Raw genomic sequence first — 26,178 nt, 5'->3', positions numbered from 1 at the left:
TTAACTACGCTCAAGACGTGCAAGCATATCAGAGATAGCAGGAGAACGCAAGCCATATCGGGAAACGTTTCTCAAGGTCTCGATTGCTTTTGCCTTCTGATTGAGCTTTATGTAACAGTCAGATAAATCGATATAGAATCTGAAATTACGAGGATCACCCTTAATAAGGCCCTGGAGACGTTCAGCAGCTTCCTCATAGCGTCCCTCACCCTTGCAAATCAGGGCAAGTCCCAAAGCCGCATACACGTCAAATTCAATGTCCAAAGCCTTATTGTAATAAATAGAGGCAGTCTTATAGTCGCCTGTATTGCGGTAAGCATCACCGGCACGGGTAAGAATAACCTTGTTGTCTGGATCCATATCAAGGATTTTATTCCAGTATTCGATTGAACGGAACTGCTGGTTCATGCCTCGGTAGCAGTCAGCAAGACCGAAGAGGGCATAGAAGTTGCCCGGTTCCTTCTGCAGTGCTCTTTCAAAATAATAAACGCCTTTCTCAAAAGTCTTTAACTTGCGGTGACAGTTGCCGATTGAAGTAAGGACTCGGATATCAACAAGATCCTCGTTCTTTTCAAGCATTTTTGTCCAGTAGTAAAGGGCGTCACGGTATTCCTTAAAGTCATAGTGAAGATGACCAAGACCAATCAGGGCATAAGAATTGTTTTCTTCCATGTCGAGGACAGAAAGATAGATTTCCTTTGATTTTTTGAAGTCACGGACCTTGCGGTAAGCGTCTGCGACACGGGTGAGGACAGTGATATTCCTGTCATCATGAACAAGATACTGCTCCCAGATATCAATTGCCCGGTGGTACTGATTCATGGCCTTATAGCAGTCTGCAAGACCGAAAAGGGCATAGTTATTGCCAGGATGGAAATCAAGACATTTTGAATAGTAGCCTTCTGCAGTTCTGAAATGTCCCTGCTTGCGCTCTGAGTCACCCAGACCGACAAGGGCATAATTGTTATTGTCCTCGATGCTGAGGATTTTATTGAAGGCTTCCTTTGCTTCCTCAATACGATTGTCTTTTAAAAGCTGATAGCCTTGTTTTGATAATTCTGAGATTTCTGCAGACGTATCAGTATCACCCGGTACGAAAGAGGCATCTCCCTGAAGGACATCGAATTCTTTAAAAATTTCCTCGCTCATAAACTTTCCTCACTTTTTTAATTTTTAAATATTTTTTAGCAATATCGAAATGATATTAGCAATTTTTTCATAGACCATTTCTGACTTTGCTCTGTTATTAGCCAAAAGGTAATACTTGAGCGCGGTAATGCTACGATTTTGTTTCATGTAAAGATCCCCGATTCGAGCCAGACCGTCAGAATAGCCAGTTGTAACAAAAATCCGGCAAGCCGCATCGAACTTCCCTTCGTTAAAAAGCATATTTCCCTTGCGATTGAGAATAACTTTTTGTTCAGGAGAAAGTCCTTGAATTGGCTTATCAGTAACCTTGATAAAGCCCTCAGGAATACTATGTGCAGATAAAGTACTTTTTAGTGTTTTTTCATCCAACTTTTTTTTACCTGAAAACAATATTACATATAATTAATCTAACACATTTTCAATAAAAGTCAAGTATATTTTTAAACTATTTTAAAGAAAGTTAAAAAGAATAAAAATTTACGATTGAGCGGCCGTAAATTCGCTTGTCTTTTAGAGTAAGTGTACCAATTTCTTCGGGAAGGGCATCTTCTTCCGGGTAATGAATCATGACGAATCCGCCTTCTTTTACAAGCTGTCTCTGCTCGATAATCTTAAGCAAGTCCAGACGGTATTTGTAAGGGAAGGGAGGATCCAGGAAAATATAATCAAATTTATCCTTGCATCTCTTTAAAAACAACTCTACCGCCATAAAGTGACAGCCGATTTTAACGCCGAGCTCCTTTTCGGTAATAGAGACATTTTCGAGAACCTGTTTGACTTTGATTTTGTCTTTTTCACAAAGCTGGACTTCTTTTGAACCCCGGGAAACAGCCTCGATTGCAATCGTACCGCTGCCGGAAAACAAATCCAGCCAGGATTTTCCATCCAGATCACCCAAAATTGCAAAAACGGATTCACGCATCCTGTCCATTGCGGGTCTGATAATGCCGTCAGGACATTTAATAACGCGTCCCTTAAGTTTTCCACCTGTAATTCGCATATATTTCCTTTTTTTAAATTATGAATTTGGATTCAATGACCAGTATGCAAGATTATGAGGAAGCTTTCTGTTCTCTTTTGCATAGTCATAGGCCGTTTTACCGGTGCTGGCTTCTATCTGGTATTTTGAGGCACCGTTTTCAAGCAGCCATTCAATAATCTTCGTGTTCTTGTTTGTGATGCAGGCTACCATGAGCGGAGTTTTGCCATCATAAGGAATATTAACAGGAACACGCTTGTCGATAAAAGCCTGAAGGACAGTCGTGCTGTTATAATTTGAGATACCATAAGCAAATGCCTCGCGGGCTTCATCAGAAAGGGCAGAGTAGGTCTCAAGCAGAATGGCAAGGACTTCCGGGTTTTCAGAATAGCCTGCAGCTAAAAGCAGGGAAGAAAGACCGTATTTATTCTTTGCAGCCCTGTCAGCTCCCTTAAAAAGCAGGAGTTTTGTTACGTCTGGATTGGGCTGAAAGCGGGCTGCATACATGAGGGCAGTCCAGCCTTCTTCATCACGGGCATTTATTTCGGCTCCGGAATAAAGCAAATCCTCAATCCGGCCTATATCACCTTTTTTGGCGGCCAGCATGAGCTTGGTGCGGCCGGCAGAATCCCGCTCATTTGCGTTTTTGATAAATTTGTGCTTTGCATTTTCGGCTGCAATCAGGGATTCAGGAATGGCAAGAGCCGCATATTTATCGTCTGCATAGTCATAAAGATAGATGCTTTCTGGAATTACGACAGGAGCCGCTCCAATATCAATCATGGAATTTACGTCAGCTTTTGGAGCCTCGACAGGCTCTTTTTCCTCAATTTTAGCCACAACAGGCGGTACAACCGGGGCAAGAGGGGCCGGAGCAGCGACTTTTTCGTCCGGGAGCTGGGGAATGTCGAACTCTTCGGCAAAATCACCGAATGGAACTTCCTCGACAGGAGCCTCAGGCACTTCTTCCTGAACAGGCTCTTCGGCTTCCTTGTAAGTTTCCTGGGCATAAAGAGACAATAAGTCAATGACTTCCTGACTGATAACCTCGTTTTTACGGGCATAATCAAAGCAGTTCTGACCGTCCTTGTCTTTTAAAAGGATTCTGTTTGCCTTTTTGGAATCTGAACGCGCGTTTTTGAAGAGAACGGATTTAACGGCCTCGATATCAGTTTCGTACTGACAGGCGTACATCAATGCGCTCACACCGTTTTTCGTCTTTGAATCAGGATTAATCTGAGCGTCATCAAGAAGAAGGGTAATTATGTCGTTTCCCCGGGAATATTTGAGGGCCGCCATAAGGAGATTTTCCTTTTCGGCAGAGCGGGTAAAATTCCTCAGGGAATAATCAGTTTCGATTGCACGCTGAATTTTTCTGGGATTTTCTGTTTCGACAAGAAGAAAGGCGTCATCAACCCACGGACTTGCAGAAATTACCGGGAGAGAAGAGACAAAAATAAATAGAAGAGGAACAGCTTTCTTCATCATCTATTATTATAACACGATTTCTTAAAAATCAAATGAATTTATAGGTAAAAAACTCTATTTTCTCTAATTTTTTAACTAAAATTCAAACCAGCTGCCTTCTGTCGTAAGATACCAGTCAGCAAGAACAGAGTTGAGGGTGGGATTATACCAGCTGATTGAGCCATCCCGGTTCAAAACTACCATCTTGTCCTGATTTCTTACTGTCTTTATCGGCATTGAGGCTGATCTTCTGTACTGAAAATCCCTTCGCGTAGAAAGATTGTAAGACCTGACCTGAGATTTTCCGATATTCGTGTACAAAATATTGTCGAAGAGGTTTGCAAAAGCCTCACTGTCTTCGTCAGTGATTGAAAGCAGATAGCGTGAAGACTTTGTCTGCGGCTTGTAGGCGAAAATTGAGGTCGTGAGTTTTTTGGTCTGAGCATTTGTGTAAATCGTGATTCCGTAGATTTCTGCCGGATTTTTATCATAATCGTAGGTGAGGGAATAGGCGACATTTCCCTTCATTGAAAGGGGAACTGTTTCCTGAGTGTTGACGTTGACGTAAATCAAAGGCACGTTTGGAGAAGAACCGCTTGATTTTGCAACATACAAGTCGTTTTCAGTGAATAAAATCGCATCCTGAATGCTGGTTCCCTTGTAAAGCTCGCGTTTTTTAAGGTTCTGAATGTCAAAAAGGTTGACCTGAGAATTTGACTCAACATCAATCAGGGAATTTCCGTAAAGCTTAAGGGTCTGAATCGTTCCCTCAGGTGCAAAAAGCTGAGTCATTTTGCCGCTAGCAAGCTCCAGAAGAACTACAGCCTTTTTTGAATCCTTTGACCAGAGAATAATGTTCTGGCCGTAAGGAATTATATTTGTATAGCCTGAATTGGCTGCCTTTTTGTCAATATTTGAGCTTTCATAGGAGGACTGGAAGATTGAAGAAGGAGTGAGGAAGTAAAAATCATTTCCGACTGAAGCGATGTCGTAGATTTTTTCATACATCTTGTCAGTCAAAGCCTGCTGAACATCAACCCGCTCAGCCTGGGCATAATCAAATTTGTAGATGTTGCCGCTGTTGGTTCCCGCATAAATTTCTTCGCCTGCAAGGGTCGCGCAAACAATCTGCTCGCCGGTCTTAAGTCCTGAAAAAGTTCGCATAAGTTCCGGAGCAATAACTGCCTTGTTCCTGTCATTGGCAATTTTATAAACCTTAAACTGACGGTTATCATTAACGATGTAATAGAGGTCTTTTGACTTATTTGAACCGATGAGGATTGGATTTTGAGCCGTAAATGAGCCGACCGTGCTTCCGGTTACAGCCTGAACGACAAAGATTCCAGAGCCGCGCACACCGGCACCAAAAACGCCATTATTGAAAAGGCAGAACTGACTCAAATCATATTCCGTATTGAATTTTGCCTTCTGCTCGCCGTTCTGCAGGTTGTAGTAAATGAGATTTCCCTTTGGAGAATACATGACAGCTGATTTTTCTGAATCAGAAGTCTGAATGAAGTTTACGACACCTGTATTTCCCTTGATTTTGTTGCGGATTATCGAGCCGTTCATTGAATTTAGGAAAAAAGCACCGCTTACGCTTGCTGTACCGCAGATGATATAAGTTCCCTTTGCAGAATAGGCAAGGCTTGTAAGGGAATCTGTAAAGCGGAAAGCATATTTACGAGTGAAGGTCTTCCAGTTCCAGACTGAAACCCTGTTAAGGGAAGCTCCGTCGCTCTCGTAGACTGCAATTTCATTGCCGTTTGGGCTTCGGGCAATCATTTTGATTGTAAGGTCAGAAATCTGATAGTGCTCGCCCATGCCGTCTTCGGTCCACTTTACAAGAAAGCCGTCAGTTCCAGCGCTAAATACCGAACCGTCACTGTCCTCAAGGTAAGCTACATTCGTGACTTTACCGGCGTGAGACTGAGTGGAAATATGAGACTGGGCAGAAATTGAAAAAGGAAAAATTAAAATCGAAAAAAGTGAAAGGATATTTTTTAAATAATTAGAATTATTTTTTAGCATTCAAAAGCTCCGAAAAGTAATGGAAGTCGCCGCTTAGTGCAAGCAGGAAAAGCATTGCAATCAGGGCAATTCCTATGTATTGTACAACATTTCGCACTTTTGGGGAAAGACGCAGGCCGAAAATTGCCTCAATAATCGAGGTAATAAGCAGAAATCCGTCCAAAACAGGAAGGGGAAGAAGGTTCATGATAAAAAGCGAGACACTGATTAAGGCCATGAAATTGAGGACGGAAACAATTCCGTTACGGAAGCCAGATGAAAATCCTGACTTTGCCGTTTCTCCCATCATGCTTGTGATTCTCGCAGGTCCTGCAAGACTTTCGCTTACTTTTACCCCCTTAAAAAGTGTAGAAATCCCCTTAAAAGATAGATATATCAGTCTGAAAGTCTGTGAAAAGCCCTGTCCGATTGCCGGGAAAAAGGAATATCGCTTTGAGTCCTTTTTTTCGACGGAAGAAGGATCGCTCATGACACCGATTTTTCCTTCACCTGTCGATGTATTCAAATCAGTGTGAACGGTGAATTCGAGCTGGCGGCCATCCCGGTCAACCAGAACAAGAAGGTCCTCATCCGGGTGGGTGGCAACTTCCTCATACAAAGCCGAAAAATCTGCAATTTCCTTGCCGTTGATTTTTATGATTTTATCACCGGTCAGGATTCCGGCATCAGCCGCCGCAGAATGAATCTCCGGATATTCATCAGTGGCCAGGCGAATCTGATTTGTCGCAGAATAATATGTGTAACCGACAAGAGCGATTACAGAAAAGGCAAAAACAGAAAAAAGAAAATTTGAAAAGGGACCAGCGAAAGCAATGACTGCCCGGAAAATCGCCTTTACACCGTAAAACGAATCCTTATCAAGGACTGCATTCGCATTGAAAGATTCCTCAAAATCCCTTTCGCCCTTCATGGCACAGTAGCCGCCAAAAGGGAAGAGGGAAAGCCTCCAGTCAGTTCCCCGCCATTCCTTGTGCAAGAGGACAGGCCCCATGCCGATTGAAAAAGCCTCGACAGAAACACCAGAAGCCTTGGAAGCTAAAAAATGTCCAAGTTCGTGAATGAAAACTAGAATACCAAGAAAAATGATTCCAATGATTATTGACATATTATTTTAAATTTTTTCGCGGGCAAGTTTATCCGCTTCAAAGACATCCTTCAAGTCACGGGGATTTGCCGACCAGTCCGAACCGTGAAGGACTTTTGCAACCAGCTCGCCGATTTGAAGGAAGCCGATTTTACCGTCGATAAAGGCCTGAACCGCGATCTCGTTTGCCGCATTGAAGACAATCGGATAGGAGCCGCCTTTTTCGGCACACTCAAATGCAAGGCCCAGCATAGGAAAGTCGTCCATGCGGGGCTTTTCAAATGTGAGGGTCCTCTTTCCGTCAAGAGTATCAGTCAAATCAAAAGGCTTCATGTAGGAAGGAAGTATTTTCGGCCAGTCTAAAGCCTGAAGGATAGGATGCTTCATGTCCGGCTCAGAAAACTGTCCGTAAACGATTCCGTCTTTTGTGCGTACCAGTGAATGAATCACGCTCTGGGGATGAACGACGACCTGAACCCGCCTTGCGCTCACGTCAAAAAGGCGCACGGCTTCGATTACTTCAAGCCCTTTGTTTCCAAGAGTGGCAGAATCAATCGTAATCTTAACGCCCATGTCCCATGTAGGATGCTTGAGGGCGTCCTGGACAGTGACGGAAGTCAGTTTTTCGCGCGGAAATGTTCTGAAAGGACCGCCGCTTGCCGTAATTACGATTTTATCGATATTTTCCTTGCCGCACTGATTTACAAGCGTGAAAATAGCCGAATGTTCAGAGTCAACAGGAAGAATCCGTGAGCCGCTCTTTTTGGCTACCTCAAACATCAAAGGCCCTGCCATGACGACAGTTTCCTTGTTCGCAAGGGCTAAATCAACGCCAGCTTCAAGAACAGCCATGCTGGGAGCAAGGCCCGAAGAACCTGCAATGCCGTTTACAACGATGTCAGGATGAGTTTCTTCGAGGAGACGTTTAATGCCGTCAATTCCCTCAGTTTTTGTCAGTGAAGAAGGGCAGGAAAATTCATTTGCAAGGGCTTCAAGCTCGCTTTTCTTTGAATTTGCAGTAAGGCCGCAGCAAAGAAAACGGTCTTTCTGATTGCGCAGGATATCTACGGTGCTGCTGCCGATTGAACCGGTCGCACCCAAAACAAGAATTCTTTTCATATTTTCAATTTGCCACTAGCGGGATTACCCCGAAAAATCTAGAACAAGAAATTAATTCCAAAATAATAGATCGGAGCAACAAAAACAATACTGTCAATTGAGTCAAGAACTCCGCCGCGCCCCGGTACAAGGGAACCTGAATCCTTGATTTCGACAGAACGCTTGAGTACAGACTCAACCAAATCTCCAATAATCGCTACGAAAGCAATCACAAAACTCAAGATGAGTATTTTTGCAAGTGAACCGGTAAAAACATTGGGGAAAAGGAAATGGGCGATTGCACCGGTAAGCATTGTTCCTGAAAAACCGCCGATAAAGCCGGCCAGGGACTTATTTGGGCTAGCTTTGATGAAGCCCTTGTTGTTTTTTCCGAAAAGAACTCCGAAAAACCATGCGACTGAATCACACATACATACCATAAGGAAGAAAAAGGCGATAAATTCGCGTGAATGTGGATGTACGGTCATTCTTGAAACGAAGCTTGGAAGGAATCCGGCATAAAAAATAATGAAAAGGGAAGTCATCAGATGTGCTACGGAATTTTCAAAAGATTTTGAAAAAAGAACTTCCCAGGCCATGGTCATAAGAATTACAAAAACAAAAATATAATTGAGGATTGCAATGTTCATTTCAAAATAAACAAGCAAAGCGGCTGCAAAAACAGGGATTACAGAAAATATAAGAACCAGCGGGCGAGGCTGAAGTGAAAACTTATGCCTGAAAAGGTGATAAAGCTCATTTGATGCAAGCAAAGATGCCGTAAAAACAAGAGCATGCAAAGCAATATGATGAAACTGGTTAAACCAAACTAAGCAAACAACTAAAGGCAATCCGATAAAAAAAACCAGAAGCCTCTGCACAACTTTATTCATATTCCCCACCATTATTGATTCGGAACAGCTCCAAACCGTCTGTTTCTCTGCTGATATTTTGCAACATCATCAAAGAATTCTTCTTCATTATAATCCGGCCAGAGCGTATCTGTAAAGATAAATTCTGCGTAAGCACATTGCCACAAAAGGAAATTACTCAATCTTTCTTCGCCGCCAGTACGAATCATGAGATCCACAGGTGGAAGTGAAGGAATATCAAGCGATTGTGAAATCAAATCCTCAGTGACAGAGTCAGCACCAGTACCACTGGCAATTATTTTTTTAACACCACGGACAATTTCGTCACGGCTGCCATAATTTATGGCAAGAACGCAGGTTGTCCCGGTGAAATGTTCAGTATCTTTTTTTGCGTTTATGATTTCTGATTTTACGTCTTCCGGCAATCCGTCAATATTTCCGATATGTTCAACACGGATTCCATTTTTTTTGTAGAATTCAAATTCAGCGCGTAAGTGGCCTTTAATCAAACCCATCAAATAACCGACTTCTTCCTGAGCGCGCTTCCAATTTTCTGTTGAGAAAGTGTAGAGTGTAACGTATTTTATTCCGAGTTTTGCCGCTGCCGCCACAATCTTTTTTGCGCTTGTCAAACCTTCTTTGTGACCGGCAGTTCTTGGCAACCCCCGTTTTTTTGCCCAGCGGCCGTTTCCATCCATGATGATTGCAACATGTTCAGGAACTCCGCGGGCAATAATTTCTTCGGTAGTCATGTTTTAAGCCATGATTTCCTTTTCTTTGGCGTCGCAGACAGTCTGGATTTCTGCGATATATTTGTCAGTGAGCTTCTGAAGGTCATCTGTCTCTTTTTTGAGCTGGTCTTCAGTGATTTCACCTGCTTTCTGCTGTTTTTTGAGGTCATCGTTTCCGTCACGACGGATGTTGCGGATTGTTGTCTTGTAGTTTTCGCCAACTGATTTAGCCTGTTTTACAAGCTCCTTGCGGCGGTCAGCTGTGAGGGCAGGGATAGCAATTCGGATAACCTTGCCGTCATTTGAAGGATTGAGCCCCAAGTCAGCAACAAGAATTGCCTTTTCGATTTCTGTAATGAGAGATTTGTCGAACGGAGAGATAACGACAGAGCGTGCCTCTGGAATTGAAATCTGTGCGACCTGTGAAAGAGGAGACTTTGCTCCGTAATAATCAACGCGAACCTTGTCAAAAAGTGAAGCTGATGCACGACCGGTTCGGATTGTGTTCATTTCATTCTTGAGACCTTCAATAGTTTTGTCCATCTTAGACTTTGCATCAAATGCCATATTTTCCTCCGTTATAAAAGCAACAAAATAAAAATAATACAAAAAGCGGCCAGAAAAATCTGACCGCCGTTATTCACGAAAAATTATTTTCCGAGAACGAAAAGAGCGACCTTTTTGAATGAAAGTTTAGCTCCAGCTTCTTTTGAAACCTGTTCAAGTTTCTTAGCAACTGTAACTTTGTCGTCTTTTACGAAAGCCTGGTCTACGAAGCAGATCTCAGCAAGGTGTTTGCTGATTTTGCCCTGAAGGATTCCAGCCTTAACGTTCTCTGGCTTAGAAGCCATTTTCTCGTCCTGAGCCATCTGAGCCTGGAAGATTTCTTTCTGCTCATCAATGTAGCTCTGTGGAACTTCGTCTTTTGTTGTGTATGCTGGTGTGAATGCAGCGAGGTGCAAACAGCAGTCTTTTGCGAAAACTTTAACTGCCTCTGCGTCTGAGCCTTCAACAACTACGACAGCACCAGTCTTGAAGTCTGAGTGAACGTATGTTGCGGCAGCAGAACCTGCAGGAACATCAACAACCTCGAGCTTACGGATAGACATATTCTCGCGGATTTTTGTAGCAAGCTCAAGAACCAGGTCCTCAAGCTCTTTTTCGATTTTTGTGTAGCCTTTTGCAATTGCAACGTCAAGGATTTTCTCACCGAGAGCTACGAAATCTGTATTTTTTGCAACGAAGTCTGTCTCACAAGTAACTTCTGCAACAACGATTTTATCACCAGTCTGGCGAATGAAAATGCGTCCTTCAGAAGTTGCGCGCTCAGCACGTTTTGCTACTGCAGCCAATCCTTTCTCTTTGAGGATTTTCTCTGCTTCTGCAGCATCTCCGTTAGCTTCTGTAAGTGCTTTTTTACACTCCATCATGCCTGCGCCAGTCTTATCGCGCAAAGCTTTTACGTCAGCAGCTGTAATTGCCATTTTTAACTCCAGTTATAGTAGTTACCCGCGCTATTTACGCGGGAAGGTTCTTTATTTGATTTTTGACTCGTCGATCTCGTCGTCGTCGTCATCTTCTACATCATCCTTTTTTGTATCTTCTTCTGTAGGAGTGTAGTTAGAATAGTCAACGATTTCCTCGTCATCTTTCTTTGTAGATGCGTCTGTAACAACGTCGTCCTCGTCACCGAGAGTTTCGATGATTTTGAGACCTTCTTCGTTGTTAGCTTCTACAACTGCATTTGCGATGATAGAAGTGAAGAGGCTGATAGCGCGGATAGCGTCATCGTTACCTGGGATTGGGTATGTGATACCCTCTGGGTTACAGTTTGTATCAACAACAGCAACAACTGGGATTCCCATGCGGCGAGCTTCTGCAACTGCGATCTGCTCTTTGTGTGTATCAATGATGAAGATAACTCCTGGGAGTTCTTTCATATCTTTGATACCGCCGAGGTTTTTCTCAAGCTTTGCCTTTTCTTTCTGAAGATTTGAGACTTCTTTCTTTGTGAGGTTGTCGAATGTTCCGTCAACTTCCATCTTCTCGATTTTCTTGAGTCTCTGAAGTGATTTTTTGATTGTAGAGAAGTTTGTAAGCATACCACCAAGCCAGCGGTTGTTTACATAGTACATGCCACAGCGCTCTGCTTCTTTAGCGATAGCCTGCTGAGCCTGTTTTTTAGTTCCTACGAAAAGAACTGATTTTCCAGAAGCAACAATCTTGCGAACAGCCTCGTAGCTGTCTTTGATAGAAGCGATTGTCTTCTGCAAGTCGATGATATGGATGCCATTGCGCTCTGCGAAGATGTACTTCTTCATGCGTGGATCCCAACGTTTAACCTGGTGACCGAAATGTACGCCAGATTCAAGCAAACTCTTCATGGTTACAACTGCCATTGAGTTTCTCCTTCACCGGAATTAATTAAAATTCCACCGTCTCTTGTTCTCGTGACGCTAAAATGCGCCCGGATAATTACGTAACTCTGCTCCAGCCAACAGCCTTGCACAAAGCCCGACAGAACTATTCAAGAATTGAATAACCCTGTTCTTTTAACATATCATAAAGCTCAAAAATAGGCAATCCCACTACATTTGAATTCGTGCCTTCGATTTTCTGGATAAAGCAAGAGGCCAGACCCTGAATTCTGTAACCACCGGCAACGCCATGCCAGTCGCCTGTCTCGACATACCATTCGATTTCTTCCTGAGTCATGGGAGCAAAAGTAACGTTTGTAATGGAAGTGCGGCTTGAAGCATAGAGCAAATCACCGTTAAAGAGGGCAAGACCTGTAATCACCTGATGAGTCTTTCCCTGGAAATCATGCATGAATTTTTCAGCTTCTTCGTTGTCAGCAGGCTTACCGTAGAGTTTTCCGTCCAAAAGAACCATTGTATCAGCACCCAAAATCCACGGAATTTCATGTCCGGCAGGATATGTGCGCGCTACGGAATCAACCTTACGGCTTGCGAGATATTCTGGAACCTGTTCAAGCGGAATGTCAGACGGATATTCCTCATCAAAATTGGAAACCTTAACCTGATAAGGAATATTCAGCAACTTCAAAATTTCCTGTCGACGAGGAGAGGAAGATGCTAATATGATAGGTTTCATACGCCCCCCAAACATTTTTAATTAATACAATTTTAAGCGATTTAAATAAAATCTACAAGTGAAAATCAAAAGAAAATATACAACAAAAGCAAAATAAAATCAGAAAAAAAAGCGGAATCGCTTCAAAAGAACCGACTCCGCCTTTGAAGATGCAGAAATCTTAATTATTTAGATTCCTTTTTCTTTGAGTTGTTATTGCCAGACTGAAGAGTCTTAAGAAGGGCAAGAGCTCTGTCACGAACAGGCTTTACATAGTGATAGTTTGTAGCAATCTGACCTACAGACTGAATCATAGAGCCTTTATCCTGAACTTTGTCAGCAATTTTCTCGTAAGCAATAAGAACTTCAAGAGCGAGGGAACTTGTCGGATTGAGGACAGCGTTCTTTTTGTTTGCCCATGCGATTGTATTAACAACGTCATCATTGTCGTTCATACCGATTTCACCGAGTGAACGAACGGCTGCAGTGATTACCATCGGCTCGTTATCTGCAAGAGCGATATTCTTGAGGGTTGTCTTTGACTCCTCAGACGGAACTTTTGCAAGAAGATCACATGCCTTTGCACGGATATCAGGATAGTTGTTAACAAGACGTCCGCTCTGTCTTGACTGGGTGTTGATTCCTTCGCCAGCAAGATGATCAAGAGCAACCATCATATCCGGAGAAACACGGCCTTCCTCGACTGCATTCTCAAGATACTGAAGGGCAACAAGCTTGTTGTCGCGCTCGTCTGAATTTGCAAGCTCTGTAATTACGACATCTTCTACTGTGCTCAAATAATCTTCCTCAGCGGATTTTTCCTGAGCGATCAAAGAGAATGTCAAAAGAAATGCACAAGCTGTGCAAGATAATTTTTTCAATGATTTCATATAGAAATATTCCTCCTAAGCAAAGTGAAACAACACTTAACTAAAGATTATAAAACATACGACTGCAAAAATCAACATTATTTTTAGCATGAAAGCCAGAAAACAAGTCGATTTTAATTCAGTTCCTCGTTAGTTGGAAGGTGAACCATCCACTTTCCGTTGTTTTTATTGAAGTAATAATAGACTGTAACGTGATCTTCCGTTTCCCCCGGCTCCCTTTCCTGAACCTGAACGGCTTTAATGTAGGAATCGGAAATATAACGGATTTCAGTTACAGTCCTTCCTTTGCGGGCAGGAACAAAGACCTGCTTGAAATAGTCCTGCAGGTCACGAAGCTTGATTCCCTTGACAGGAAGACGCTTTTCAGCCTTCTGAAGGTTCTTGCGGAGCTTCCAGTAATCGATTGAAGCAGGCTCTACATAAGGAAGCCATGAACTGTAATCAAGATTCTTCATTATAACGTCAAGCTCAGAGATGATTCGGAGAACCTTTTCCTTATCATCAACGAATGTGTCGCGGTCAACGGCAACAGCACCGACAGAACGTGAATATTCATCGTCTGCTTCTACAGCTTCGGCAGGAGCCTCAACGACAGGTTCTTCGACAACAGGAGATGGTTCTTCTTCTACAGGGGCAGGAGGAGGGGCAACTTCTTCAACTTTCGGCTCCTCAACGAGGGGAAGCGGCTCAGGAGCGGCAGTCTCAACCTTTGCGCTCCCGCATGAAACAACAATCCCTGCAAGCACAAGACAGCCTACAGAGAAAACAGATGTATTAATAGTTTTGGATATTTTCATGCCTAAATAATACATCACTTGTTTCAAACAGTCAAACGTGTTAAATTAATTTAAATATGACATCTGCAGTATTTCCGGGAACTTTTGACCCGCCGACAAACGGACACCTGAACATAATTGACCGGGGAAGCAAACTTTTCGACAAGCTCGACGTAGTAGTGGCATTCAACCCCAACAAGTCTCATCTTTTTTCACCGGAAGAAAGGCTGGAGCTTCTCAGGGAACTCACAAAAGACTACAAAAACGTTACGGTCCATCTCTGGGACAAACTGATAGTAGAATACGCTGAAAAAAACAATGCAAACATCCTTTTAAGGGGAATCCGCAACACAAACGACTTCGCATACGAATTCGACCTTTCCCTTTTAAATCACAGCCTCGACTCAAAAATTGAAACGCTCTTCCTTCCGACCGAGGCAAAATACGGAATAGTGCGCTCAAGCTCAATAAAGGAGCTGGCAAAATTCGGCGGAGACATATCAGGAATGGTCCCAAAAATCGTCGAAGAGGCCATAAAATCAAAATATAAGGGCTAATCTGACACTTTTTCGATTTTTGTCATAAAAAAATTATTGACAACGGCAACTTTGTATGTAATAATAATTGACATTCGGGTGGAAACTGTTATAGTATAAATCCCGTTATTCATAAAATTATATAGTGAGGTTTATAATATGGCAGTACCTAGAGCGAAAACATCAAAAGCTCGCACACGCAGACGACGCGGTGTAAACATGCATCTTGAAGCTCCACAGCTTGTTGCTTGCGGCAACTGTGGTAATCTCGTTATGCCACACCATGTTTGTCCAAAATGTGGTTTCTACCGTGGTCGTCAGGTAATCACACCTGAAGTTAACGGTTAACAAATCAAACGCATTATGCTCTTAACCGGGCATAATGCGCAAAACAAGGAGAAAATCATGGACGAATTGTTCGTAAAGATCCAGAAACTCATCGCTGAAAAACTTGAAATCGATGAAAGCAAAGTCACATTGGAAGCTTCTTTCCGTGGCGACCTCGGAGCAGACAGCCTCGATACATACGAGCTTGTTTACGCTATCGAAGAGGAATTGGGAGTTACAATTCCTGATGAGAAAGCAAACGAATTCGAAACAGTAAAAGACGCTTACGATTTCATCAAATCAGCTCAGGCATAATTTTTACTGATTGACTTTTACAGCACAGGTTATTCAGCCTGTGCTTTTTGTTTTAATATGCTATTTTCTAAAAAAAATCTTTCGCCAAAAAGAATACAGGAACTGACGGCGTTCACAAAAAACATTTCCATCAAATTCTCAAACATCAACCTTCTTGAACTGGCCTTTACCCACCGATCAGTGGCAAACGAGAAGGGGCAGAAGCATTACAACAACGAACGCCTTGAATTTTTGGGTGACAGCGTGCTCGGAATGGCCACAGCAGCCTATCTTTACGAGCACTTCATGGACAATCCGGAAGGAGACCTCGCAAAAATCAAAAGCAGCGTCGTCAGCGAACAAAGTCTGGCGCCAATCGCCCTCAAAATCGGAATCGACAAAATGCTGATTCTCGGAAAGGGCGAGGAAATGAGCGGGGGAAGGCAGAAAAAGGCCATTCTGGCAGATGCGGTTGAGGCTGTAATCGGAGCCTACTATCTCGACGCCGGATACAAGGCAGCGGAAAAGCTAGTCCTTTCCTTTATGATTCCTGCAATTGACAATTACGTTTCCGACAGGGGCTCAAAAGACTACAAGACCCTGCTTCAGGAAGCCCACCAAAAAAAATATAAGTCATGTCCCAATTACGAGCTTGTCAAGGAGACTGGTCCGGACCACGAAAGAACTTTCTGGGTAACAGTTCACCTTAAAAACGCAAGCTACGGTCCTGAAAGCGGCAAAAGCAAAAAGGAAGCCGAGCAGAACGTGGCAAAAAAGGCCTGGCAGGAAGTCTTTGGCAATTAGGAATTCAGGGATTCTTATATTGACTTGCACATTATTTTTTTGATATAATTTATAAATCTTCTTGTGATATTAACTTGCTTCCTAACAGTGATGGAATGATAGATGCAGCCGCTTTTTCGGCTTCAAGCTAGTGGTGACTGGGGTTGCTTTAATGTCGGGCAAGAAATAAGGAGTTATTTTTTATGAAAAAGGGAATCCACCCAGACTACAAATTGACAAAAATCACATGTCAGTGCGGTAACGTTATCGAGACACGTTCAACAGTAGAGAACATCCACGTTGAAATCTGTTCTGCTTGCCACCCATTCTACACAGGTAAGCAGAAGCTCGTCGATACAGCAGGTCGAATCGAACGATTCAACAAGCGCTTCGGCATCAAATCTGACAAATAGTCACAAATCATCGGGTATGCAGGAGTTTTTTATTCCGGCATATCCGAAAATCATCTCAATCCGTCAAAATAATCAAAAGGGCTTAGCTTTTCAACTTTACCCAACATTTTTTTCCAAACTTTCTTTTTACACCCAAAAGCCTAATCATCTAAAATCTTTTCTAATTAAAAAAAAGTCCTTGTGTTTTTCAAAATGTAAATATAATCTTTAAATAACCCGTAGAAGAGAGGTTTAATTATGAAGAAAAAAAATCTATCGCTGTTGTTCGGCCTTAGACTTGGTATTGAGATCATTATCTTGATTTCTGTTCTTGCAGCATCTACGATTCTTCTGGTAAAAAAGGGAACGGAACGCATATTCATCACTTCGACAACCGAATTGATTCAGGCTCACGTTCAGGGTCTCAGCTACCGCAACTCAAAATTCATGCAGCAGCTGAGAATGTACACAATGTCAGACCCGGTTTTGCACGCAGGAACAACAGATGATTTGATCGAGTGGATGGTTACCCACCGTAAAGCCCGAAGTTCAGATTTCAAGGAAATCCTTTTTTGTGATTTTGAAACAGGAATGGCCTATGATGATGAGGGCAACTCAAAGAATGTTTCCGGCACAGAATTTTATCAGTACATGAAAAGCAGCGGAAAGTCACAATACATAAGCAATCCTGTCGGCTCAAATGACGAGGATTCAGCTTATTACGTCTGTAAGACAGTTTCCATTCATAAAAAGGCTGTCGGATTCATCGCAGGAGCCGTCTCACATGCCCGCCTTTCAGATGCAATCGAACTTATCAAAATCGGTGAGGAAGGATATGCGATTCTCATTACAGGCGACGGAACAATCATGTCTTTCCCGGACAAAGACAAAGTAATGCATGAGAATTTAACACAGCTGGCTTCTGAATACGAAGGACTTGCGGATATTGCAAGCGCAATGATCAAAAAAGAAAGCGGAAACGGCTGGATTCATTCAAAAAAGGGATCCAACCTCATGGTCTACGCCCCTGTAAACGGCACCCCATGGAGCATGGCAATGGTTGTTCCTGCCAAGCAGGTTTATACGACCGCCCAGTCCCTTACGCTTACAATGATGGTCTTTACAGTCGCAATCGCAATCATCCTTATCGTTACGGCGGCAATTTCCGTTTACCGCGTACTTAAGCCACTGAGAAACCTCGACAGGAACCTCAATGAGATTGCTTCCGGAAACGCAGACTTAACAAAGCGTGTAAAAGTTCATTCAAACGATGACATCGGCTCTGTAACAAACGCTTTCAATATTTTCGTTGAAAAACTGCATGACATCATGATGGATGTAAAAGTTTCCCGCTCAGACCTGTCTACAGCAGGCGACGAGCTCAATTTCGGTATTCAGGAAAACAATCAGTCGGTTGCAGACATTCTTGCAAACATCGACAGCGTTCAGCAGCAAATCGGAAACCAGTCCAACAGCGTTGATGAAACGGCCGGAGCCGTCAATGAAATTGCTTCAAACATCGAAAGCCTTGAGCGCATGATTGACACCCAGTCACGCGGAGTAAGCGAGGCTTCATCTGCCGTAGAAGAAATGATCGGGAACATTTCAAGCGTAAACCAGTCAGTTGCAAAAATGGCGGATTCTTTCGAAATGCTTCAGATCCGGGCAAAAACCGGAAACGAAAAGCAGCAGGAAATGAGCGAAAGAATCATTGAAATTGAAAGCCAGTCAAACATGCTGCAGGAAGCAAACGTCGCAATCGCGGCAATCGCAGGCCAGACAAACCTTCTCGCCATGAATGCGGCAATCGAAGCGGCTCATGCCGGAGAGGCCGGAAAGGGCTTTGCAGTTGTAGCAGACGAAATCCGAAAGCTTTCTGAAACTTCTGCAGTTCAGTCAAAGACAATCGGCGACCAGCTTAATAAAATCAAGGGTTCAATCGAGTCAGTAGTTGAGGTTTCAGAAGAAACTGGAGCAACCTTTACCTCGGTTTCGGACGGAATCAAGGAAACTGACCAGCTGGTCCGCCAGATTAAGAGTGCAATGGAAGAACAGCAGGAAGGAAGTAAGCAGATTGTTGACGCCCTCCGCAACATGAGCAACAGCACGTCTGAAGTTAAGACTGCCAGCGAAGAAATGAGCCAGGGCAACAAGCAGATTCTTGAAGAAGTCCGCCACCTCAAGGACGCAACCGGCGTAATGAAGGACAGCGTGGCCCTCATGAGCGAGAGTGCAATGAAAATCCGCTCGACAGGAAGCGCGCTTGACGGAATTTCAGAAAAGATGAAGTCATCAATCGACCAGATTGGAAGCCAGATTGACAACTTCCATGTATAAGTCTTTTTAATCAAGAAAGTTCCCCGGAAGGGGAGCTTTTTTTTATGCTATCTGGATTTTCCACAGCCTGTGGGCTTTTGTTCCTTTAAAATCTTCGGGCAGGGATTTTTCGGTCATGTCAAAAAGGGCTACAGCCTTGCCTGAATCCGTCACTTTGGGAACAAGGTCTGCGTCAAATTTAAGGCGGTGGGAGTTCGTTGAGAAGTAGAGGACTCCGCCGTCATTCAGCAAATTAACACACTTTCTGACAAGCTCGCTCCAGTCCCGGTTGATGTCGAGGGTGTTGCGGGTTGCCTTTGAATTCGAGAAAGTCGGCGGATCAAGGACTATTATGTCGTAGCGGTTGCTTCTGTCTGCATTGGGAACTTCGGCAAGCTTCTGGTTGAGGAAGCCTGTAACGTCTCCGCGGGTAAAGAAGAATTTCGGGCTGTCCGGGTCGAAGTCGTTGAGGGCAAAGTTAAAGCGGGCCCATTCAAGATAGGTGTTGCTCAAATCGACGGACTCTACACGGCGGGCATTTCCTTCTGCAGCGTAAACTGAAAAAGAGCCTGTGTAGCAGAAAAGGTTGAGGACCGACTTTCCGGCACACTCTGATCGGACTACAGAGCGGAGGGGGCGGTGGTCAAAAAAGAGGCCGGTGTCGAGATAGTCGCTCAAATTGACCTTGAAGAGCTGGCCGCATTCCTGGACGTAACTTTCTACCGTTCGTTCGCTTTCAATCTTTTCGTATTGATTTTCGCCTTTCTGCTTTTTGCGCAGCTTTTGAATAACGTGACTTTCAGGGATTTCAAGCGTAGCAGCAGCGGCCTTTCTCATCTCAGAAAGCCAGATTTCCTCGTCACTGTCTGATTTTTCATACGGTCTCTCATACAAGTAAAGGTGAAGGTACTGGCGGGAAGCCTTTTCTTTGGCTGCCGAAAGGTCGTTAGCGGAAATTCTCGCGTCTTCTCCCTTTAAAAAGATGGCGGCGTCAATTTTTGAGTCCATTCCATCCGGGAGAAATTCATACAAATCGACGGCGAGGGGAACTTCTGGAATGTCGCGGTCATAAAGGCGGTAGCATGTGACGCGCTCACGGCGAGCCCACTTACGGAGCTGCTTGTATTTTTTTGCCAGGCGGTTAGCGAAGATTTTTGCCTGATATTCGTTCTGTTCCTGAGTATTCTGATTCATATAGAAAGTATATACAATTATTCCAAAAAAGAATATAATAAAAATAACTATCTATCATCTTTTATCTACATGGAAATTCAATGAATTACACAGAATTAAATCTTAACGAAAAAATTCAGGCCGGCCTTTCAGAGGCTGGTTATGTTACTTGCACGCCTGTCCAGGAAAAAGTGCTTGAAAAATCCCTTGACGGAAGTGACCTTTATGTTCAGTCACAGACAGGAACCGGAAAAACAGCCGCTTTCCTTGTTACAATCATGCAGGAAATCATGAGCGGACTGGAAAATGCAGGCGAGGGCGAAAGCTCTTCAAAAAAGAACGCCCTCATTCTTGTACCGACCCGCGAGCTTGCAGTTCAGGTTGAGGAAGAGGCTAAAAAACTCGGAAAACACACCGGCCTGCGCTTTGCTTCATTCTACGGCGGAGTAGGATATGAAAAACAGGTCGCTGACCTCAAAAAAGGATGCGACATCATCATCGGAACTCCGGGCCGCATAATCGACCTTACCGAAGGCAAGCAGATGGACCTTTCAAACGTAGGTTACCTTGCAATCGACGAGGCTGACCGCATGTTCGACATGGGATTTTACCCGGATTTGCGAAAGCTCATTCACTTTCTGCCAAAAAACGAGGGCGACAAAAAGATGCGCCAGACAATGCTCTTTTCGGCAACCCTCAATTCCTACGTCAAAAACCTTGCATGGGAATACACACGCGAGGCCAAGGAAATTACGATTGAAGCCGAGAACATCACTGTCGATGAAATTGACCAGGAGCTGATTCACGTTTCAAGCGACGACAAAATGAAGCTTTTGCTGGGAATCTTCAAGAAGGAAAATCCAGAAAGCGTAATCATTTTCTGTGACACAAAGAAAATGTGCGAAATCGTTTCAAAGCGTCTTGAAATCAATGGAATCAAAAACGAATACATCATCGGCGACCTGCCTCAGTCAAAACGCCTCAAGATTATGGATTCATTCAAGGCCGGAAAAGTCACCTGCCTTGTTGCAACTGATGTCGCAGCCCGCGGAATCGACGTAAATGACCTTGCAATGGTCGTAAACTACGATTTGCCAAACGAAGCCGAAAACTATGTCCACAGAATCGGACGAACAGCCCGCGCCGGAAAATCTGGAAAGGCATACACATTCTGCTCTGAGCGGGACGTTTATTCTCTGGCTCCAATCGAGCGCTACATCGAAAAGCAGATTCCAAGCCGGGTTGCCGTGGCAGAGGATTTTGAAGAAGACAAGTCTAAGAACGTTTACATCCGCCTTGATTCAGAAGAGCGCGAAGACAGACGAAGGGAAAAGGGCGAGCGCAAGGGACGGTCTGAGAGGGGCGAAAGAAGAAGCCGTAAAAGCGACAAAAAAACTCACTCAAAAGAAGACTTCAAGTCATTCAAGGGCGACAAGTCAAAGAACACCGTGCGCCGGGCAAGCGACGAGGAAATCGCAAAACTTTCCGGAATGTCGAGCGACGAAAGGCTCAGATACTTCAAGGAAAAGTACGCAAAATCTTCTTCTGCAGTTTACAAAAACGACAAATCGGCAAAAGCAAAATCAGGCAAGGGAAGGGGAAATAACCGTAAAAATCCTGCCGCTGCACGCAAGACTGAGACGGCTCCAAAGAAACTTGGCCTGATCGCAAGGCTCAAGAGTCTTATCGGACGCGGAAAATAAAATTCAGCAATAGCTTTAAAATAAATATTTTTAGGAGAAACAAATGATTACAGTATCTGACGTATCACTTCATTTCAGCGAAAAACCGCTTTTCAAAGACGTAAATATCAAATTCACGGCAGGAAACTGCTACGGAATTATCGGTGCTAACGGTGCGGGAAAATCAACCTTCCTCAAGATTCTCTCTGGTGAGCAGGATCACGACACAGGCGACATTTTCATGACTCCAGGCGAGCGAATGGCTGTTTTGAGCCAGGACCACTTCGCATTCGATTCTTTTTCTGTAAAAGACACCGTAATGCAGGGCTATCCTAAGCTCTACGAGGTCTCAAAGGCACGCGACGAAATCTATTCAAAGGCTGACTTTACTGAGGAAGACGGAATCAAGTCTGCTGAGCTTGAGGCAGAATTCGGCGAGCTCGGCGGCTACGAGGCAGAAAACCAGATTGAGCAGATGCTTTCAGGCCTTGGTCTTGAAGAAAAATTCCACGACAAGATGATGAGCGAACTTGATGAAAGCCAGAAAGTCCGCGTTTTGCTTGCCCGCGCTTTGTTCGGAAACCCAGACATCCTTCTTCTCGATGAACCTACCAACGGTCTTGATTTGGAGTCAATCAACTGGCTTGAGGACTTCCTTCTTGACTTCGAGAACACAGTCATCGTCGTATCGCATGACCGCCACTTCCTCAACACAGTATGTACAGTCACATGTGACATCGACTTCGGAAAAATCACTCAGTTCGCCGGAAACTACGACTTCTGGTATCAAATGAGCCAGATTTTGCAGAAACAGGCAAAAGACCAGAAAAAGAAAAACGAGGAAAAGGCAAAAGACCTCAAGGAATTCATCCAGCGATTCGCTTCAAATGCCGCAAAATCACGCCAGGCTACCAGCCGCAAAAAGGTCTTGGAAAAGCTGGAATTGGAAGATTTACCGGTTACAAGCCGAAAATTCCCTTACGTTCACTTTTCAACAGAGCGTGAAATCGGAAACAACGTTCTTGAATGCCGCAAACTCAACTCAAAGGACGAGGACGGAATTCAGCTTCTTAAAGATTTCGACTTCAAGGTCAACCGCACTGACAAAATCGCTTTCGTCGGCGTAGAGCACAACACGATTTCATCACTTTTCGACATCATCTCAGGCGACAAAAAGGCTGACAGCGGCGAATTCTTCTGGGGACAGACAACAAGCCAGGTCTACCTTGCACGAGACAACAACAAATACTTTGACAACGACATGAACATCACTGAATGGCTCAAGCAGTTCTCAAAGGAGCAGGATGACGCTTATGTCCGCGGCTTCTTGGGACGAATGCTTTTCTCTGGCGACGAGTCACTCAAAAAGGTAAAGGTCTTGTCCGGTGGTGAAAAAGTCCGCTGTATGCTTTCAAAAATGATGCTTCAGAACGCAAACGTCTTGATTCTCGATGACCCGACAAACCACCTCGACCTTGAGGCAATCGAGTCTTTGAACCAGGCACTCGTTCAGTTCCCTGGCGTCATCCTCTTTACAAGCCACGACCACGAGTTCATCCAGACAATCGCAAACCGCATCGTCGAGATTACACCAAAAGGCGTTATCGACCGCATGATGCCTTTCGACGACTACATGGCTGATGACTCAATCAAAGCCCTCCGCAAGCAGTATTACGAGGGCAGCGACCGAAAAATTAAGTTTTAAAAAAGATTTGTAAAATGAGCCATACGGTTATATAATAGTTGTATGGCTTTTTTTGACAAAATGGAAAACTACGACAGGCTTCTCTCTAAAGCTGTGAACAACATTCACCCGCTCATGGTTTTCTGTAATCTATCCAACAACTTCTATCAGATAATTTCATACAGTAACACGGTTTTAAAAGATTCAATAGCATACACGGGAGAATTGGATTCATTCCTGCTTACCATAAAGGACTCCATCATAAATCAGGATTATTCCAATCTTTTTACGGCTTCCTTCAACAGGCAGAAAATTCTTGAAAGGGTCGTCGATAATGACTCGGCCATTTCACTTCAGTTTCCATATCTATTTTCAGAGGACAATGAACAGTGGATTGAGCTTCAGATGATTTTCGTCGGCTCTGAGCAAAACAACGTTCAGGCGATAATACTCGGTAAAAACATCGATTATGAAATCCGCAAAAAAAAGGAATCAAAGCGCAATCAGAATTTTCTTGAAATGCTGGCAAGTGAATATTCAAACGTTTATTACGTCAATATCGACAGCGAGGAATTTTTCACATACAACTTTTCAGACCGCATAGACAGCAAAATCGGGGACGTAATCCGCTCAAAGGTTCCATTCTCAAAGGCAGCAGAAATTTATGCAGAAAAATGCACGCTGGAAGAGGATAGGGCAGACTTCCTTTTAAAAGTCTCTCCCAAATACGTAGGCAGCCAGCTTTCTCTAAAAGACAGGCTGATTTACCGCTACCGCAACGAATCAAATCAATACTGTGAGATGAAGTGCGTAAAAGTCGGTGACTGGACTGCAGAACGTACGGTAGTTTTTGGATTTGCCGTAAAAGATGCTGAAATCCGCAAGGAACTCAAAGCCCAGAAGGAACTCAAAGCCGCCAAGGAAAGGGCAGAAGCCGCAAACGCCACCAAAAGCGAATTCCTTGCCCGCATGAGCCATGACATCCGCACTCCAATCAACGGCGTCATAGGTATGGCTGAACTGGCCGCCAAAAACCTCGACGATCCGGAAAAAATCGGACAATGCCTCAAAAAAATCACAAAGGCAGCCTTCCACTTGAATCTTCTCGTAAATGACATCCTGGACATGAGCCATATCGAAAGCAACAAGCTTGAAATTGCCCACAAAGCGATGAACATTTACTCACTGGCAGACGGCTGTCTTTCGATTATTGAAGGCCAGCTGGTAAACAGAGACCTCAAAATCATTACAGATTTCAGTGATTTCAGATATCCATTCCTGCTCGGCGATGAGCTTCACTTGAGGCAGGCCCTGGTCAACATACTCGGAAACGCAGTAAAGTTCACCCCGGACGGAGGAAAAATCACCTTCAGAATCAAGGAACTGGGAACAGGCTACAAAACAGTCACATACCGCATCGAAGTCGAAGACACCGGAATCGGCATGAAGGCAGAATTCCTTGAGCACATCTGGGAAACTTTCTCCCAGGAAGACGGCGGGGCACGCACCGAATACAAGGGAACAGGCCTTGGAACCGCAATTGCAAAATCCCTCATCGAAATGATGGGCGGAACAATCAGCGTAAGGTCAAAGCTCAACGAAGGAAGCACTTTCACAATCGACATGCCATTTGCCATTGATGACAGAACTGCCGCAATCCGCAAGCAGGAGTTCAAGGATGAAAATGAAAACGGCGAAACTCTCGTCGGCTCAAGAATCCTCCTTGTTGAAGACAATGAAACCAACCGCCAGAGCGCAAAAGAACTTCTCGAAGCCGAAGGTGCCAGCGTAACATACGCAGAAAACGGTAAAATCGCCGTCAAGCTCTTCAGCGAGGCCAATGAAAACTACTATGACGCCGTCCTCATGGACATCATGATGCCTGTAATGAACGGAATTGACGCCACAAAAGCAATCCGTGCCCTCAATCGAAGCGACGCGCAAAATACGCCGATTATAGCCCTCACGGCAAACGCCTTTGAAGAAGACGTAAGGGCTTCCATCGAAGCCGGAATGAACGCCCATCTCACAAAGCCGCTCGAAATTTCCCGCGTAATAAAAACCTTAATCCGCTGCATGAGGCAAAAATCCCTCAAGCAGGCAGAAGAACTCAACAAAGTAATCTCCAGCGTCAACAACAAGGATGAGCTCACCGGAGTAGGCAATAACAACGCCTTTGAGGAAGTAAAAATCACCCTCAACAAAGAAATCGAAAAGAATCCTGAGCTTGAACTTGGAGTGCTTATCTGCGACATAAGCGACCTCAAAAAACTCAATGACAAAAAAGGAATTGAAGCCGGAGACACTGCAGTCAAGATGCTCTGTAAATTCACCTGTGACACATTCAAGCACAGTCCTGTATTCCGAATCCAGGGCGGTGAATTTGCCGTTATTCTGCAGGGAATCGACTTCAAAAACATCTTGCAGCTGATGGGAAAACTGGAAGAAAAACTCGACAACCTCCCGGAAGATTCAGTCCAATTCAAGGCAGGAATCGGTTTTTCAAGCATGACTCCAGGCGAAAAGAATATCGGCCAAATCATCAAAAAAGCCGAAAAAGCCATGACAAAAAACAAAAAGCGCCGCTAGAAGAAAGACGGGGAAGGTGCGGGGCTCCCCATTTAGTGAGGCGGCGTTTTTATATATTTATTGGTAGACAGAATACACATTATAGAAAGTAACAGAAGGGAATATAGAAGCCTTAAAACAACCGTTCAAGGCCCCTATGGTCTGACCCCCATTTACGTTACGCTTTTTAAGGGATGAACCCCATATAAGGTTACACCTTATAAAGTACTGAACCCAATTATAGGTTACAAAT

At 44.0% G+C, this 26,178-nt stretch carries 25 protein-coding genes; 9 read left to right on the top strand and 16 right to left on the bottom strand.

The features are described from left to right. The 15 genes from HNP76_RS02700 to HNP76_RS02630 all read right to left on the bottom strand — a co-directional run bounded on the left by HNP76_RS02700 (position 1) and on the right by HNP76_RS02630 (position 14,191). Complete coding sequence (locus HNP76_RS02700) at positions 1-1,149, bottom strand: tetratricopeptide repeat protein (RefSeq protein ID WP_184657240.1); 1,149 nt, start codon at positions 1,147-1,149, stop codon at positions 1-3. Positions 1,150-1,173: 24 nt separating this feature from the next. After that, positions 1,174-1,518 (bottom strand): hypothetical protein, encoded by a 345-nt coding sequence (locus HNP76_RS02695; RefSeq protein WP_184657238.1) that lies wholly within the window; start codon positions 1,516-1,518, stop codon positions 1,174-1,176. A gap of 91 nt (positions 1,519-1,609) precedes the next feature. Continuing rightward, positions 1,610-2,149, bottom strand: a complete 540-nt coding sequence (gene rsmD, locus HNP76_RS02690; RefSeq protein WP_184657236.1) for a 16S rRNA (guanine(966)-N(2))-methyltransferase RsmD — start codon at positions 2,147-2,149, stop codon at positions 1,610-1,612. 18 nt (positions 2,150-2,167) lie between these two features. Beyond that, positions 2,168-3,616, bottom strand: coding sequence for an ankyrin repeat domain-containing protein (locus tag HNP76_RS02685; protein WP_184657234.1), 1,449 nt, complete (start codon positions 3,614-3,616; stop codon positions 2,168-2,170). A gap of 75 nt (positions 3,617-3,691) precedes the next feature. Further along, positions 3,692-5,626: a WD40 repeat domain-containing protein gene (locus tag HNP76_RS02680; RefSeq protein ID WP_184657232.1), complete on the bottom strand. Its 1,935-nt coding sequence runs from the start codon at positions 5,624-5,626 to the stop codon at positions 3,692-3,694. Further along, complete coding sequence (locus HNP76_RS02675) at positions 5,613-6,731, bottom strand: M50 family metallopeptidase (protein ID WP_184657230.1); 1,119 nt, start codon at positions 6,729-6,731, stop codon at positions 5,613-5,615. The genes HNP76_RS02680 and HNP76_RS02675 overlap by 14 nt, the downstream gene beginning before the upstream one ends. Positions 6,732-6,737: 6 nt before the next feature. Next, positions 6,738-7,829, bottom strand: coding sequence for a 1-deoxy-D-xylulose-5-phosphate reductoisomerase (gene dxr, locus HNP76_RS02670; protein ID WP_184657228.1), 1,092 nt, complete (start codon positions 7,827-7,829; stop codon positions 6,738-6,740). A 38-nt stretch (positions 7,830-7,867) separates the two neighbouring features. After that, positions 7,868-8,701 (bottom strand): phosphatidate cytidylyltransferase, encoded by an 834-nt coding sequence (locus HNP76_RS02665; protein WP_184657225.1) that lies wholly within the window; start codon positions 8,699-8,701, stop codon positions 7,868-7,870. A gap of 11 nt (positions 8,702-8,712) precedes the next feature. Beyond that, on the bottom strand, positions 8,713-9,432 hold the full coding sequence (uppS, locus tag HNP76_RS02660; protein ID WP_184657223.1) for a polyprenyl diphosphate synthase: 720 nt from the start codon (positions 9,430-9,432) through the stop codon (positions 8,713-8,715). A 3-nt stretch (positions 9,433-9,435) separates the two neighbouring features. Beyond that, the gene (gene frr, locus HNP76_RS02655; protein WP_184657221.1) at positions 9,436-9,978 is read right to left on the bottom strand and encodes a ribosome recycling factor; all 543 of its coding nucleotides are present in this window, start codon (positions 9,976-9,978) and stop codon (positions 9,436-9,438) included. A gap of 83 nt (positions 9,979-10,061) precedes the next feature. Next, positions 10,062-10,895, bottom strand: a complete 834-nt coding sequence (gene tsf, locus HNP76_RS02650) for a translation elongation factor Ts (protein WP_184657219.1) — start codon at positions 10,893-10,895, stop codon at positions 10,062-10,064. Positions 10,896-10,946: 51 nt separating this feature from the next. Beyond that, the gene (rpsB, locus tag HNP76_RS02645) at positions 10,947-11,810 is read right to left on the bottom strand and encodes a 30S ribosomal protein S2 (RefSeq protein ID WP_184657217.1); all 864 of its coding nucleotides are present in this window, start codon (positions 11,808-11,810) and stop codon (positions 10,947-10,949) included. A 124-nt stretch (positions 11,811-11,934) separates the two neighbouring features. Then, positions 11,935-12,525, bottom strand: coding sequence for a Maf family protein (locus HNP76_RS02640; protein WP_184657215.1), 591 nt, complete (start codon positions 12,523-12,525; stop codon positions 11,935-11,937). Between the two features lie 164 nt (positions 12,526-12,689). Then, positions 12,690-13,394, bottom strand: coding sequence for a HEAT repeat domain-containing protein (locus tag HNP76_RS02635; RefSeq protein WP_184657213.1), 705 nt, complete (start codon positions 13,392-13,394; stop codon positions 12,690-12,692). A gap of 113 nt (positions 13,395-13,507) precedes the next feature. Further along, on the bottom strand, positions 13,508-14,191 hold the full coding sequence (locus HNP76_RS02630; protein WP_184657211.1) for a hypothetical protein: 684 nt from the start codon (positions 14,189-14,191) through the stop codon (positions 13,508-13,510). 56 nt (positions 14,192-14,247) lie between these two features. Between HNP76_RS02630 and coaD the strand changes: the two genes are divergently transcribed. The 6 genes from coaD to HNP76_RS02600 all read left to right on the top strand — a co-directional run bounded on the left by coaD (position 14,248) and on the right by HNP76_RS02600 (position 18,839). Further along, the gene (gene coaD / locus HNP76_RS02625; protein WP_184657209.1) at positions 14,248-14,727 is read left to right on the top strand and encodes a pantetheine-phosphate adenylyltransferase; all 480 of its coding nucleotides are present in this window, start codon (positions 14,248-14,250) and stop codon (positions 14,725-14,727) included. Between the two features lie 138 nt (positions 14,728-14,865). Next, entirely contained in the window at positions 14,866-15,054 is a 189-nt protein-coding gene (gene rpmF, locus HNP76_RS02620) for a 50S ribosomal protein L32 (protein WP_184657207.1), read from the top strand. 57 nt (positions 15,055-15,111) lie between these two features. Then, positions 15,112-15,348, top strand: coding sequence for an acyl carrier protein (gene acpP, locus HNP76_RS02615; protein ID WP_184657205.1), 237 nt, complete (start codon positions 15,112-15,114; stop codon positions 15,346-15,348). A 57-nt stretch (positions 15,349-15,405) separates the two neighbouring features. Then, complete coding sequence (rnc, locus tag HNP76_RS02610) at positions 15,406-16,131, top strand: ribonuclease III (protein ID WP_184657203.1); 726 nt, start codon at positions 15,406-15,408, stop codon at positions 16,129-16,131. Between the two features lie 182 nt (positions 16,132-16,313). Further along, positions 16,314-16,523, top strand: a complete 210-nt coding sequence (rpmE, locus tag HNP76_RS02605) for a 50S ribosomal protein L31 (RefSeq protein WP_184657201.1) — start codon at positions 16,314-16,316, stop codon at positions 16,521-16,523. 237 nt (positions 16,524-16,760) lie between these two features. Next, positions 16,761-18,839, top strand: coding sequence for a methyl-accepting chemotaxis protein (locus HNP76_RS02600; protein WP_184657199.1), 2,079 nt, complete (start codon positions 16,761-16,763; stop codon positions 18,837-18,839). Positions 18,840-18,881: 42 nt separating this feature from the next. Here the strand turns inward: HNP76_RS02600 and HNP76_RS02595 are convergent, their stop codons facing one another. Beyond that, a complete protein-coding gene (locus tag HNP76_RS02595) occupies positions 18,882-20,012 on the bottom strand; it encodes a class I SAM-dependent methyltransferase (RefSeq protein ID WP_184657196.1) in 1,131 nt (376 codons plus the stop codon). An 80-nt stretch (positions 20,013-20,092) separates the two neighbouring features. Here HNP76_RS02595 and HNP76_RS02590 point away from each other — a divergent pair, with 80 nt between their 5' ends. Genes HNP76_RS02590 through HNP76_RS02580 form a run of 3 tightly spaced genes read left to right on the top strand, consistent with a single transcriptional unit; the run spans position 20,093 to position 25,946 of the window. After that, positions 20,093-21,694 carry a DEAD/DEAH box helicase gene (locus tag HNP76_RS02590; protein ID WP_184657194.1) on the top strand — a complete coding sequence of 534 codons (1,602 nt, stop codon included), beginning with the start codon at positions 20,093-20,095 and terminating at the stop codon, positions 21,692-21,694. 43 nt (positions 21,695-21,737) lie between these two features. Next, a complete protein-coding gene (locus tag HNP76_RS02585) occupies positions 21,738-23,378 on the top strand; it encodes an ABC-F family ATP-binding cassette domain-containing protein (protein ID WP_184657192.1) in 1,641 nt (546 codons plus the stop codon). 42 nt (positions 23,379-23,420) lie between these two features. Continuing rightward, the gene (locus HNP76_RS02580; RefSeq protein WP_184657190.1) at positions 23,421-25,946 is read left to right on the top strand and encodes an ATP-binding protein; all 2,526 of its coding nucleotides are present in this window, start codon (positions 23,421-23,423) and stop codon (positions 25,944-25,946) included. Positions 25,947-26,178: the final 232 nt, after the last annotated feature.

Source organism: Treponema ruminis, assembly GCF_014201975.1.
GTDB lineage: Bacteria > Spirochaetota > Spirochaetia > Treponematales > Treponemataceae > Treponema_D > Treponema_D ruminis.
The sequence above is the reverse complement of the archived record's forward strand: the minus strand, read 5'-3'. Positions and strand labels throughout refer to the sequence as shown.

What these genes read in the sequence shown, in the direction of transcription:
- HNP76_RS02700 (WP_184657240.1), bottom strand. Translation starts at nt 1,149, where the DNA reads ATGAGCGAGGAAATTTTTAAAGAATTCGATGTCCTTCAGGGAGATGCC.
- rsmD (WP_184657236.1), bottom strand. Translation starts at nt 2,149, where the DNA reads ATGCGAATTACAGGTGGAAAACTTAAGGGACGCGTTATTAAATGTCCT.
- HNP76_RS02685 (WP_184657234.1), bottom strand. Translation starts at nt 3,616, where the DNA reads ATGATGAAGAAAGCTGTTCCTCTTCTATTTATTTTTGTCTCTTCTCTC.
- HNP76_RS02680 (WP_184657232.1), bottom strand. Translation starts at nt 5,626, where the DNA reads ATGCTAAAAAATAATTCTAATTATTTAAAAAATATCCTTTCACTTTTT.
- HNP76_RS02675 (WP_184657230.1), bottom strand. Translation starts at nt 6,731, where the DNA reads ATGTCAATAATCATTGGAATCATTTTTCTTGGTATTCTAGTTTTCATT.
- dxr (WP_184657228.1), bottom strand. Translation starts at nt 7,829, where the DNA reads ATGAAAAGAATTCTTGTTTTGGGTGCGACCGGTTCAATCGGCAGCAGC.
- HNP76_RS02665 (WP_184657225.1), bottom strand. Translation starts at nt 8,701, where the DNA reads ATGAATAAAGTTGTGCAGAGGCTTCTGGTTTTTTTTATCGGATTGCCT.
- uppS (WP_184657223.1), bottom strand. Translation starts at nt 9,432, where the DNA reads ATGACTACCGAAGAAATTATTGCCCGCGGAGTTCCTGAACATGTTGCA.
- frr (WP_184657221.1), bottom strand. Translation starts at nt 9,978, where the DNA reads ATGGCATTTGATGCAAAGTCTAAGATGGACAAAACTATTGAAGGTCTC.
- tsf (WP_184657219.1), bottom strand. Translation starts at nt 10,895, where the DNA reads ATGGCAATTACAGCTGCTGACGTAAAAGCTTTGCGCGATAAGACTGGC.
- rpsB (WP_184657217.1), bottom strand. Translation starts at nt 11,810, where the DNA reads ATGGCAGTTGTAACCATGAAGAGTTTGCTTGAATCTGGCGTACATTTC.
- HNP76_RS02640 (WP_184657215.1), bottom strand. Translation starts at nt 12,525, where the DNA reads ATGAAACCTATCATATTAGCATCTTCCTCTCCTCGTCGACAGGAAATT.
- HNP76_RS02635 (WP_184657213.1), bottom strand. Translation starts at nt 13,394, where the DNA reads ATGAAATCATTGAAAAAATTATCTTGCACAGCTTGTGCATTTCTTTTG.
- HNP76_RS02630 (WP_184657211.1), bottom strand. Translation starts at nt 14,191, where the DNA reads ATGAAAATATCCAAAACTATTAATACATCTGTTTTCTCTGTAGGCTGT.
- coaD (WP_184657209.1), top strand. Translation starts at nt 14,248, where the DNA reads ATGACATCTGCAGTATTTCCGGGAACTTTTGACCCGCCGACAAACGGA.
- rpmF (WP_184657207.1), top strand. Translation starts at nt 14,866, where the DNA reads ATGGCAGTACCTAGAGCGAAAACATCAAAAGCTCGCACACGCAGACGA.
- acpP (WP_184657205.1), top strand. Translation starts at nt 15,112, where the DNA reads ATGGACGAATTGTTCGTAAAGATCCAGAAACTCATCGCTGAAAAACTT.
- rnc (WP_184657203.1), top strand. Translation starts at nt 15,406, where the DNA reads ATGCTATTTTCTAAAAAAAATCTTTCGCCAAAAAGAATACAGGAACTG.
- rpmE (WP_184657201.1), top strand. Translation starts at nt 16,314, where the DNA reads ATGAAAAAGGGAATCCACCCAGACTACAAATTGACAAAAATCACATGT.
- HNP76_RS02600 (WP_184657199.1), top strand. Translation starts at nt 16,761, where the DNA reads ATGAAGAAAAAAAATCTATCGCTGTTGTTCGGCCTTAGACTTGGTATT.
- HNP76_RS02595 (WP_184657196.1), bottom strand. Translation starts at nt 20,012, where the DNA reads ATGAATCAGAATACTCAGGAACAGAACGAATATCAGGCAAAAATCTTC.
- HNP76_RS02590 (WP_184657194.1), top strand. Translation starts at nt 20,093, where the DNA reads ATGAATTACACAGAATTAAATCTTAACGAAAAAATTCAGGCCGGCCTT.
- HNP76_RS02585 (WP_184657192.1), top strand. Translation starts at nt 21,738, where the DNA reads ATGATTACAGTATCTGACGTATCACTTCATTTCAGCGAAAAACCGCTT.
- HNP76_RS02580 (WP_184657190.1), top strand. Translation starts at nt 23,421, where the DNA reads ATGGCTTTTTTTGACAAAATGGAAAACTACGACAGGCTTCTCTCTAAA.